This window comes from Duganella radicis, from assembly GCF_009720825.1.
In the GTDB taxonomy this organism is placed as follows: Bacteria; Pseudomonadota; Gammaproteobacteria; order Burkholderiales; family Burkholderiaceae_D; genus Rugamonas; species Rugamonas radicis.
The window spans coordinates 1-10,689 of record NZ_WNKY01000079.1 but is presented as its reverse complement, the minus strand read 5'-3'; the positions used below and the strand labels follow the sequence as shown (position 1 = coordinate 10,689).

Genomic DNA, 10,689 nt, shown 5'->3' with positions numbered 1-10,689 from the left:
TGCTCGAACCGCTTGGCTATATACCGCCGGCCGAAGCTGAGGCAAACTATTACCGACAACTTTCCGAGCAGGCTAAGTCGCCTGACTCACACCAAACGGCCTCCTAAATTTCCGGGGCGATTCAATTTTATTGTCCGTGATCATCTTTCAAATACGCAAGAGATCGCCCGTCTTTAATGATGCGACAGCACATTGACCTACGACCGATGAGCGCATCGCGATAAGTAACGTAACGCCACGCAAATACAGAATCACCGAACCGTGCGCGCTTCGCGCTTCGACAGCTCTCGCTCCTTGATGTCGAACTCGCACAGCCAAACGGCCCGATCAATACGTTGCTGCTTATCGCCGTGAGCCTCCCATATCCGCATGCCGCCCAACGCAAAGGTGGTGTCGGACATGAATTCCAGATAACAATCCACCAGTCGGCCGGAAGGGAACGTGGAGATTTGGTAGCTACGCACTTCGGCGCATGTGGTATGGCGCTGTAGAGCGTTGGAATGGTCGCCGGGACAACTAGGTTGCCGCGCGTACCGGTGGACTGCTGGATCGCGCTACGCGGCAACCGCTGGCCGGTGACGAACATGTCTTTTGCGCGGAACCCGACTGCGCCTGGTGGTGGATGCAGCTCGCACAGCCAGGTTTGGGCGAAGCCCCGAATCTTCCCGTGTTGATCGCGGACCTATTCCATCCCGCTTAGCACCAGTTTCCAGCCCTTGAGCTGCACCAACATGGCATCTTGAGTTCGGCCAAAATACGGCGCTCACAATGGGCATGAGCCTGGCCACTCGGATCTGCCGGCGGTTGCCATCCTCCGTAATTTCAACCAAGACCAACTCCAGCAACGACGCATCCTCAACCACTGGCGCCGGCACAGCTAGTACCGCGCCCCCCAACTCGCCGCCTCGTAATCCACGCCTTCATAACGCTTGCCTCAAATAAATACTGTATGCAAATACAGCATAATCGCAGCAAGTGGAACGCGCTATTGGTTGATTATCAACATAGAAGAATCTCGGCCATGTGCGCGAACTTTAAGCCCCCCGTGCATCAGCTAAATTTCTCGTTTCTGTCCAATGCTCATGATAAGATGCCATTTTCACAACACCGCCACACGGTCGATCAGATGCCAAAAAATGACTTCACACGCCAACTTCGCCGGCAATTGCAATTTTTACAAACATCAAGCAACGCGTTCGACAGCGGTCAGCATGAAGAAGCAGTCCGTCTCGCGACTACTCTCAGAGTTCTATTCCACGACACAAATAGCTCGACGTCATTACTGAAGCACCTCAACGTCCTTGATATTCCTATCGCCACCACAGTCCCTTCCCGCCCAGACACGCTTGCAGGCAGATTGCACACCATGTTCGGGCTAACCGCAACGATGGATGCTCAAGGCGACGGAGACCCTGTTGTGAGCATCAAATTAACCCCATACGGCAAAGCAGGGCTAGTTCATAATCGCTTTTTATCGGCTGCCGAATGGTGGAATGAACCAATTTACATACTTCCAGATGGCGGCGCATTCACGCGCGCTGATATTGTCAAATATGCTGCAAACAAAGACGGAGGCGCGCATGTTGACAAAAATCTTCCTGACGCTACGTTTGCCATATCTAATCAAAGCATGGGGTATTTGGTTCGCCGGGCAGACCCCGCGCTTGGACAGGGTGACTGGTTGATATCCTTGGTCTTCGTATTCTGCGGAGAGTTGCCGGACGATGCGGTCGCTGTCGAAAATTTCCTCTATTTCGATATTCGACAAATGGCTACCGAAGTATTAAACAGTCCAGCGCTGCTTAAATTGGCGGAGCAATGAGGGCATTCCGGCTAAGCCTGTTGGTGATCATTGACCTGCTTGGACCAGTCAGCGGCAACCAGCAATAACCGCCTCCAGTTGCCCCTCGTATTTTCGGCCGCGCGGCCAGTCGCTGGCAAATGCCAGCACCTTCTCGCCATTCGAAGCGCCGACCGGCAATCGCTCCACAGCGTAGTCCGGCCGCGCCGGCACATCCGATGCCTTCACGCAGGGAACCATCACCGGCACGTCGACGCGCTGGGTCGCCGGCGCGGGCGCGCTCGCGCACCCGGCCAACATGCAGGCCGTGGACAAAAGTCCAGGTGCAGCGCAAATCCGCAGGTGGTGCAGGTGCTGTGTCATCTTGCTTGAGCTACGAGCCGGAATTCAGGACACGGGCTGAGCCGTTGACGGATGATTAGGTGAGGAACGCGCGCCCTCGGCGCGCGAGGCTGCCGCACAGCGGCAGCAGTCGGGCGATTCGGAGCGGGATGGCCCGGTAGGGCCATGCCCTTCGAATCTCACACGCAAGGCCCGCAGGGGCCTTGCTCGCTTCCGCCAGGAAATAAAAAACCGCCTCATGGGCGGTTTTTTATTTCCTGGCGGAAGCGGTGAGATTCGAACTCACGAACGGCTCTCACCGTCGGCAGTTTTCAAGACTGCTGCCTTCAACCACTCGGCCACGCTTCCTAAGTGTGCGACATTATACAGATTTCTCAAGCCGCCCGGGAAGTTCTTCCCGGCGCCCAGTTCTCGCGCAGGGCGCGCTCGAACGCATCCGCCTCCAATGGCTTGGAGAACAAGTATCCCTGGACCTCGTTGCAGCCGGAATTCTTCAGGAAGGCCAACTGCTCGACTGTCTCCACGCCTTCCGCAATCACTTTGTGCTTCAACTGCTGCGCGATGCTGATGATGGTGTTGGCGATCGCGCAGTCATTGGTGTCGCCCGGAATCCCGATGGTGAACGAGCGGTCGATCTTCAAGGTGTCGATCGGGAAGCGCTTTAAATACGACAGCGACGAGTATCCCGTGCCAAAATCATCCAGCGACAAGGTCACGCCCATGGCGGTAATCCGGTCCATGATGCCGATCACGCGGTCGATGTTGTGCATCAGCGTGCTTTCGGTAATCTCCAGCTCCAGCCACGATGGCTCAAGGCCGTAGCGCTTCAAGGTATCGGCCACCCGCCCCGGCAAGGCCGCCGTGAACTCGCGCGCCGACACGTTCACCGCCAGCCGTATCGGCGGCAAACCGGCATCTTTCCACGCCTGCGCCTGCGCGCACGCCGTCTCCAGCACCCATTCGCCCACTTGCACCACCAGACCGGTGGCCTCGGCCAGCGGGATGAATTCCGACGGCGGCACCAGCCCGCGCTGCGGATGACGCCAGCGCACCAGCGCCTCGGCGCCGATGATTTTTCCGTCCGGGATCGAGTACTTGGGCTGATAGTGCAGCAGCAACTCGCCATTGCCCAGCGCATTGCGCAAGCCACTCTCGATGCGCATGCGCTCCTGCATGCCCTGGTTCATGTCCTGGCTGTAGAAGGCGACATGATCGCCATCCGCCCCGCCCTCCTGCTTGGCGCGGTACATGGCGATGTCCGCCAGCCGCAGCAAGGTCTCGGCATCGTTGCCATCCTGCGGATAGACGCTGATGCCGACGCTGCCGCCCACGCGCAAGTCATGGCCGTCGATGTAGATCGGCTCATTCAAGGTGGCCAGCAGCTTTTGCGCCACCATGCTGGCCTCGAAGTGCTGGCCGATGTCGAACAGGCCGACCGCGAATTCATCGCCGCCCAGACGCGCCACCAAATCCTGGTCGCGCAGCACGGTGCGGAAGCGGCGCGCCACTTCCACCAGCAATTCGTCACCGATCTTGCGGCCCAGTGTGTCGTTGATCAGCTTGAAGCGGTTGAGGTCGATGAACAGCACGCAGCCATGCGCCTTGTTGCGCTGCGCCACCATCAAGGCCTGGTCGACCAGCTTGGTCAACAGCGTGCGGTTAGGCAGCCCGGTCAGCGCGTCGTAGTAGGCCAGATGGTGGATGCGCTCCTCGGCCATCTTGCGTTCGGTGATGTCGGTCAGGTAGGCGATCAGGCCGATCGAGCGGTCGTTGATGTCGCACAGCGGCGACAGCGACAGGCTGGCCCAGAACACCTCGCCGTTCTTCTTTTTGCGACGCACCTCCATCAGACGGCCGCCCTGCTCCAGGAAGGCGTCGTGGAAGCCGATGTCCTCTTCGTCGTACAGGAACAGGATGTTGCGGCCCACCGCTTCCACCGCCGTGTAGCCGAACAGGCGCTCCGCGCCCTTGTTCCAGCTGATGATGAAGCCGTTCATGTCCATGGTCAGCACGGATTCATGGATCTGGTCCAGGATCTGCGCCTGATGCTGCAACTTGGCTTCCACCTGCACGTAGGCATGGGTGGTGCGCTGCGCCACCGAGTGCACTTGCAGCACGCTGGCCGCCAGGCTGGCCAGGCTGGCCAGATGCTGCCGGTCCTGCTCGCTGTAATGGGCGCGTCCCGATACCACGAAGCGGCCGAACAGATGGTCGTCAAACGCGATGTCCTGGCTCAGCGACGGCACCGCGTCGTCATTGGCGGCCAGCACCGGCGCCACCGGCGGATGCAGCAGCATCGACAGCGAATCGGCCGGAATGTATTCGCCCAACGGACTGCTCAGCACGGCGCGGACGATGCGTCCCAGCTCCTCGGTCAGCGCCGCGCCGCGCAGGCGCAGTACGGCGTCGCATAAGGCCGCGCTGTTGGTCAGGAAGTCGGTGACGGGTTGCGCGAGCATGGCCTAGATATTCCTGCTCACCTGGATCGCCCAGTGGTAAGCCTGTAACTGCGCTTCCCAATAGGCTTCGTGTGAAATGCCGGCCTGCGCCAGGCTGGCGGCGTCGTGGTGTTCCACCAGCTTGAGCAGGTCGCCCAGCGGCCCGGCGCGGTCCAGCAGCGCCATCACCACGTCGAGGTCGAGACTCAAGGCGGCGACGATTTCGGTCATCGGCATCGCCAGCAGCACGTCCAGCAGCGAGAACACGCCGGCCACGAAGGCCATGTCCTGCTGGTCGCGGTCCCAGCCCAGCGCCTTGGCCAGCTGTTCCATCATGGAGGCGCGCACGGCCGCCAGCGGCAGCAGCGGATTGGCCAGGCCGTCGTCCTGCTGGCGCGCGTACAGCAGCAATTGCAGCCAGCGTTGCAGTTGGCGCCGGCCCAGCACATTGATGGCCTGGCCGAAGCTGTGGATCGGCGAACTGAGCGCGAACGCGGCCGAGTTCACCAGTTTCAGCAGATGATAGGCCAGCGCCGGGTCCTGCTTGAGCAGCACTTCCAGCTCGCGCGATTCGGCGTCGCGCGCCAGCAGGCCCAGCAGCGCCAGCAGGCGCTTGCGCGAGGTGCCGTCGCCCAGATTGTTGTCGTGTGCGGGATGCAGGGCGAAATCGCCGGCGAACCAGCTGAAGCCGGCCTTGGCGCATTCGGCGATGCGCGCCTCGCTGTGCATGCCCAGCGCCAGGTGCGGCCCCGGCTGGGCCACCAGCGCCAGCACCGGCGGCAGCGTGAGCGCGGCGTCGAACACCAGCGCGCGGGCGCCGCACAGGGTGGCGGCCGACCCTTCGGCCACGCCGTCCAGCATGATGCGGTAGCCGGCCTCGGCCAGGCCGGAAAGTTTCTTTTGCACGGCGACGTCGGCGCAAGCGGCGGCCGGGACGCGCAGGATGATGCGGTTGGCTTGCAGCGTCTCCAGCTGAGACTGCTCCAGCAACTGCGGATGGGGAACCGGGAGGATGCAATCCATGGGCGCCAACGCGGCAAACACGTCGGGCGTTTTCAACAGCGTCAAGGCCGCCTGGAAAGCGTCGCCGCCAGCGGACGATAGCTCAAAAGTCAGTGCCACCCACTCGTTATGAGCGTTGCATACTGCTTGTAATTCCACCAGTGGAAACGGGCTGATTTCAGGCGCAGACATCAATATCTCATCGAGGTTATCCACGCCATCTTAGACCAACACTTGACTTAAGGCAATCAAATACCATACGGACGGTAGTGTAATTAGCAATATTACCAGTATAAGACCAATCGACCCTGCACGGAGCGTTTATTTTGCACAATTGCAATAATCTGCGGTCGGAGCTGGAATATAGCAGAGATTGCCGTGCAAACACGGACAGTTGAAAATTGCTCAATGGTATTAGAAGCAAGCGTCAGCGTTTTGCCACATGGTAGCGGTCTCATTGCGCGTGCTGGACGGCGAACCGGATCAGCTCGGCCTGCCCCTCGATGCCCAGCTTGCGCTTGATGTTGAGGCGGTGGGTTTCCACCGTGCGCACGCTCAGGTCCAGCGCGCGGGCGATCTGCTTGTTGGACTCGCCATTGGCGATGTGGCGCAGCACCTCGTGCTCGCGCGAGGTCAGCTGATTGTCCTGGTTCTGCGGCTGGGCCAGCTGGCGGGCCAGCGCCGCGCTGTAGTAAATGCCACCCGACATCACGGTCTCGATGGCCACCACGATGTCCTTGCCGGGCGCGTCCTTGAGCACATAGCCGCGCGCGCCGGCCTGGATGGCTTGCGACACATATTCCACCTTGTCGTGCATGGACAGGATCAGCACCGCGATATGCGGGAAGGCTTGCCGGAACAGCGCGGTGGCCTCGATGCCGTTGGTGCCGCGCATATTGATGTCCATCAGCACCAGATCGATGGGATGGCGCGCGGCCTGTTCCAGCGCCTCGGCCGCGCCGCCGGCCTCGGCCACCACCGCGAATTGCGGCATGGCTTCCAGCCGCGCGCGCAGGCCATCGCGCACCAGGGGGTGGTCATCTACCAGCAGGATTTTGATCGTATTCGTCATCTTGAATTCAACTATGGTTAGGGGCATGGGCCGTCACCAGCGTGCCCTCGGTGGAGGAGACGATTTCGAAACGGCCGCCTATCGCGTCCATCCGCTCCATCATATTGCGCAAGCCGATGCCGCGCTTGGGATGCAGGGCGATGCCCTCGGCGTCGAAGCCGTGGCCGTCGTCGCGGATGCGCAGCGTCACGCCCGCTTCCGCGCCGGCCAGCGCGATCTCGATGCGGCTGGCGCCGGCGTGGCGCTCGATATTGGTCAGCGCCTCCTGCGCCAGGCGGAACAGCACGGTGTTGGCGACGTCGGGCAGGCCGTCGGTGCAGCCGGATGCCTCGAAGTGTACCGGGGTTCCGCTGCTGAGGGTGTACTCCTTGGCGAGGTGCTGCAAGGCGGCCGCCAGGCCAAGGTCGTCGAGGATGGCCGGACGCAGGTTGTGCGAGATGCGGCGCACCTCGGCCATCACATTGCTGAGCTGGTCGGCGGCGTGCTCGAACACGGCCTGCGCGGCCTGCCGCTGGTCCGGCTTGGCCGAGCTGAGGCGGATGATGCCGGCCTCGATTTGCAGCTTGATCGACACCAGCCACTGGCTGATGCCGTCATGCAGATCGCGCGACAGCCGCGCCCGCTCCTCTTCCTGCGATTCCACCACGCGCTGGGCCAGCACCTTGAGCTTGGCGTCGGCCACGCGCAGCTCGCTGATATTCAGCGCCAGCCCGGAGCTGCCCACCGCCACGGCGGCGGCAATCGCGATGCCGGCGATCCACAGCATGGTGTTGTGGATATTGCCCGATTGCTGGACATCGACCTGGGCCAGCGCCTGGTCGACATCGTCGAGGTAAATGCCGGTGCCCATCATCCAGCCCCACTTGGGCATGGCGATCACATAGCCGAGCTTGGCCACCGGCTTGTGGGTGGAGGGCTTGACCCACATGTAACGCTCCAGCCCGCCACCGGCCCGGGCCCGTTGCAGCAGGTTCTGGATGGTCAGCTGGCCATTCTGGTCGCGCAGGCCGTACAGGTTCTGCCCCACCAGCTCGGGCTGGCGCGGATGCATCAGGGTCTTGCCCTGCATGTCGTACAGGAAGAAATAACCATCGTCGCCATAGCTGAGCGAGGACAGGATGCGCTTGGCCTCGTTGCGGGTGGCCTCGTCGTCGCGGCCCGAATCGTACAGATGGGCGATCGAATGCGAGGCCAGCGCCACGTAGTGCTTGAGCTCGGCCTCCTTGCTGCTCAGATAGGCTTGCTGGATGGTGGCGCGCTGCTGCCCGGCCAGCAGCACCGACTGGTGGCGCACCGCCAGCGCGATGGCGCACAGCGCCAGGATCAGCGGCGTAATCGCCAGGAAAATCACTTTTTGCCGCAACTTCATGCGGGAACTCCCCTCACATTCTGGTAGCCGCGATTCTACCCCGGTGGCCGCCCATGGCCCTACGTAGTTGTACGCAGCGGCCTTGCGTAGTGCTGCGCTTGCGGGTGATATCAGCTTGATGAATACTGGTCATAAGTAAAAAAAACACCCTTGAGACCCCTTGGAGGAAACATGAACACTCTACCGAATACCCTGGCGAGCAAGCTGGGCTGGGCCGCCCTGGCCCTGGCCGGCGCCTCGGCGCTGGGCGTGGTGGCCCTGCATCGCGGCGAATCGATCAGCGCCATCTGGATCGTGATCGCCGCGGTCTGCATCTACCTGATCGCCTACCGCTTCTACAGCCTGTACATCGCCGACAAGGTGCTGGGCCTGGACAGCCGCCGCATGACGCCGGCCGCCAGGCTCAACGACGGCCTCGACTACGTGCCGACCAATAAGAACGTGCTGTTCGGCCACCACTTCGCCGCCATCGCCGGCGCCGGCCCGCTGGTCGGCCCGGTGCTGGCCGCGCAGATGGGCTACCTGCCCGGCATGCTGTGGATCCTGGCCGGCGTGGTGTTTGCCGGCGCGGTGCAGGACTTCATCGTGCTGTTCATTTCCATGCGCCGCGACGGCCGCTCGCTGGGCGACCTGATCAAGTCGGAGCTGGGCCCGATCCCGGGCAACATCGCCCTGCTCGGCACCTTCATGATCATGGTCATCATCCTGGCGGTGCTGGCGCTGATCGTGGTGAAGGCGCTGACCGGCTCGCCATGGGGCAGCTTCACCGTGATGGCCACCATCCCGATCGCGCTGTTCATGGGCGTGTATGCGCGCTACCTCCGCGTCGGCCGCGTGGGCGAGGTGTCCATCATCGGCTTCGTGCTGCTGATGGCCGCCATCTTCGGCGGCCAGTACGTGCAGGAGAATCCGGCGCTGGCGCCGATGTTCACCTTCACCGGCACCGAGCTGACCTGGATGCTGATCGGCTACGGCTTCGTCGCCGCGGTGCTGCCGGTGTGGCTGCTGCTGGCGCCGCGCGACTATCTGTCGACCTTCCTGAAGATCGGCACCATCGTCGGCCTGGCGCTGGGTATCATCATCGTCGCGCCGCAGCTGCAAATGCCGGCCCTGACCAAGTTTGTCGACGGCACCGGCCCGGTGTGGGCCGGCTCGCTGTTCCCGTTCCTGTTCATCACCATCGCCTGCGGCGCCGTGTCCGGCTTCCACGCGCTGATCTCGTCCGGCACCACGCCCAAGATGATCGAGAACGAAACCCACGCCCGCTTCATCGGCTACGGCGCCATGCTGATGGAATCGTTCGTCGCCATCATGGCGCTGGTGGCGGCCTCGACCATCGATCCGGGCGTGTACTTCGCCATGAACTCGCCGGCCGCGCTGCTGGGCACCACCGCCGAGTCGGCCGCGCAGGCGGTGTCGCAGATGGGCTTCTACATCACCCCGGACATGCTGCTGCAAACCGCCAGGGATGTCGGCGAGCACAGCATCATTTCGCGCGCCGGCGGCGCGCCGACGCTGGCGGTGGGCATGGCCCACATCCTGTCCAACGTGCTGGGCGGCCGCGAGATGATGGCCTTCTGGTACCACTTCGCGATTCTGTTCGAGGCGCTGTTCATCCTGACCGCCGTCGACGCCGGCACCCGCGCCGGCCGCTTCATGCTGCAAGACCTGCTGGGCGCCTTCGCCCCGGCCATGAAGCAGACCGACAACACCTTCGCCAACCTGACCGCCACCGGCCTGTGCGTGGCGGCCTGGGGCTACTTCCTGTACCAGGGCGTGGTCGATCCGCTGGGCGGCATCAACACCCTGTGGCCGCTGTTCGGCATCGCCAACCAGATGCTGGCCGCGATCGCGCTGATCCTCGGCACCTGCGTGCTGTTCAAGATGAAGCGCGGCCAGTACGCCTGGGTCACCATCGTGCCGACCGTGTGGCTGCTGCTGTGCACGCTGACGGCCGGCTGGCAGAAGATTTTCGACGCCAATCCGAAAGTCGGCTTCCTGGCCCACGCCGCCAAATACCAGGCGGCGCTGGACGAGGGCAAGGTGCTGGCCCCGGCCAAGTCGGTGGCCCAGATGCAGCAGGTGATCTTCAACGATTACCTGGACGCCTCGCTGGCCGGCTTCTTCGTGCTGGTGGTGGTGAGCGTGCTGGTGTTCGGCGCCCGCACCGTGCTGGCGGCGCGCGCCAACAGCAAGCCGACCGCCAACGAAAGCCCGATGGTGCTGTCGACCGCCAAGGTGCAGTGATGCTGGGCGAGATCGCCAAGGCCGGCCGCTATCTCGGGCAAAGCGTGCGCCTGATGATGGGGCTGCCTGATTACGATGTGTACGTGACCCACCGCGAAACCACCCACCCGGGCGAGCCTTACATGACGTACGAGGAATTCTTCCGCGAACGGCAAGAGGCCCGCTACGGCGGCGCGGGCAAGCGCGGCGGTTGCTGCTGACCACACGTCATTCCGCCCACTGGGCGGAATGACTTCCGGCGCAGGCCGGAATCCGATGGAGGCCTGAGGCGACGCGCACTCGGCATGGATCCCGGCCTGCGCCCACTAGTGTCCGGAATAATTTGCTTGAATAAGCCAGGAGGTGTTGCAGGTATTGGTTAACGGGCGTATACCCGTAGTCGCCAAACTCAAAAACCAAAACCCGCAACATGTTCAGG

The 10,689-nt window shown here is 62.5% G+C and carries 9 protein-coding genes and 1 tRNA gene; 3 read left to right on the top strand and 7 right to left on the bottom strand.

Annotation, left to right across the window (positions count from 1 at the left end; genetic code table 11):
* Window positions 1-251: 251 nt before the first annotated feature.
* Window positions 252-401: a hypothetical protein gene (locus GM676_RS30560; protein ID WP_155468334.1), complete on the bottom strand. Its 150-nt coding sequence runs from the start codon at window positions 399-401 to the stop codon at window positions 252-254.
* Between the two features lie 548 nt (window positions 402-949).
* Between GM676_RS30560 and GM676_RS30555 the strand changes: the two genes are divergently transcribed.
* Window positions 950-1,822, top strand: coding sequence for a hypothetical protein (locus tag GM676_RS30555; protein ID WP_155468333.1), 873 nt, complete (start codon window positions 950-952; stop codon window positions 1,820-1,822).
* A gap of 48 nt (window positions 1,823-1,870) precedes the next feature.
* Here the strand turns inward: GM676_RS30555 and GM676_RS30550 are convergent, their stop codons facing one another.
* The 6 genes from GM676_RS30550 to GM676_RS30525 form a co-directional block, all read right to left on the bottom strand.
* A complete protein-coding gene (locus GM676_RS30550; protein WP_229262934.1) occupies window positions 1,871-2,164 on the bottom strand; it encodes a hypothetical protein in 294 nt (97 codons plus the stop codon).
* 237 nt (window positions 2,165-2,401) lie between these two features.
* Window positions 2,402-2,491: transfer RNA gene (locus tag GM676_RS30545), tRNA-Ser, on the bottom strand.
* A gap of 26 nt (window positions 2,492-2,517) precedes the next feature.
* Window positions 2,518-4,602, bottom strand: a complete 2,085-nt coding sequence (locus GM676_RS30540) for a putative bifunctional diguanylate cyclase/phosphodiesterase (protein ID WP_155468332.1) — start codon at window positions 4,600-4,602, stop codon at window positions 2,518-2,520.
* Window positions 4,603-4,605: 3 nt separating this feature from the next.
* On the bottom strand, window positions 4,606-5,775 hold the full coding sequence (locus tag GM676_RS30535; protein ID WP_155468331.1) for an EAL and HDOD domain-containing protein: 1,170 nt from the start codon (window positions 5,773-5,775) through the stop codon (window positions 4,606-4,608).
* Window positions 5,776-6,037: 262 nt separating this feature from the next.
* Window positions 6,038-6,655: a response regulator gene (locus GM676_RS30530; RefSeq protein WP_155468330.1), complete on the bottom strand. Its 618-nt coding sequence runs from the start codon at window positions 6,653-6,655 to the stop codon at window positions 6,038-6,040.
* A 7-nt stretch (window positions 6,656-6,662) separates the two neighbouring features.
* Window positions 6,663-8,024 (bottom strand): cache domain-containing protein, encoded by a 1,362-nt coding sequence (locus tag GM676_RS30525; RefSeq protein ID WP_155468329.1) that lies wholly within the window; start codon window positions 8,022-8,024, stop codon window positions 6,663-6,665.
* 171 nt (window positions 8,025-8,195) lie between these two features.
* Here GM676_RS30525 and GM676_RS30520 point away from each other — a divergent pair, with 171 nt between their 5' ends.
* Window positions 8,196-10,271: a carbon starvation CstA family protein gene (locus GM676_RS30520; RefSeq protein WP_155468328.1), complete on the top strand. Its 2,076-nt coding sequence runs from the start codon at window positions 8,196-8,198 to the stop codon at window positions 10,269-10,271.
* Window positions 10,271-10,471 carry a YbdD/YjiX family protein gene (locus GM676_RS30515; RefSeq protein ID WP_155468327.1) on the top strand — a complete coding sequence of 67 codons (201 nt, stop codon included), beginning with the start codon at window positions 10,271-10,273 and terminating at the stop codon, window positions 10,469-10,471. The genes GM676_RS30520 and GM676_RS30515 overlap by 1 nt, the downstream gene beginning before the upstream one ends.
* The last annotated feature ends 218 nt before the right edge of the window (window positions 10,472-10,689 follow it).

What these genes read in the sequence shown, in the direction of transcription:
- GM676_RS30530 (WP_155468330.1), bottom strand. Translation starts at nt 6,655, where the DNA reads ATGACGAATACGATCAAAATCCTGCTGGTAGATGACCACCCCCTGGTG.
- GM676_RS30540 (WP_155468332.1), bottom strand. Translation starts at nt 4,602, where the DNA reads ATGCTCGCGCAACCCGTCACCGACTTCCTGACCAACAGCGCGGCCTTA.
- GM676_RS30525 (WP_155468329.1), bottom strand. Translation starts at nt 8,024, where the DNA reads ATGAAGTTGCGGCAAAAAGTGATTTTCCTGGCGATTACGCCGCTGATC.
- GM676_RS30520 (WP_155468328.1), top strand. Translation starts at nt 8,196, where the DNA reads ATGAACACTCTACCGAATACCCTGGCGAGCAAGCTGGGCTGGGCCGCC.
- GM676_RS30555 (WP_155468333.1), top strand. Translation starts at nt 950, where the DNA reads ATGCAAATACAGCATAATCGCAGCAAGTGGAACGCGCTATTGGTTGAT.
- GM676_RS30560 (WP_155468334.1), bottom strand. Translation starts at nt 401, where the DNA reads ATGTCCGACACCACCTTTGCGTTGGGCGGCATGCGGATATGGGAGGCT.
- GM676_RS30535 (WP_155468331.1), bottom strand. Translation starts at nt 5,775, where the DNA reads ATGTCTGCGCCTGAAATCAGCCCGTTTCCACTGGTGGAATTACAAGCA.
- GM676_RS30515 (WP_155468327.1), top strand. Translation starts at nt 10,271, where the DNA reads ATGCTGGGCGAGATCGCCAAGGCCGGCCGCTATCTCGGGCAAAGCGTG.
- GM676_RS30550 (WP_229262934.1), bottom strand. Translation starts at nt 2,164, where the DNA reads ATGACACAGCACCTGCACCACCTGCGGATTTGCGCTGCACCTGGACTT.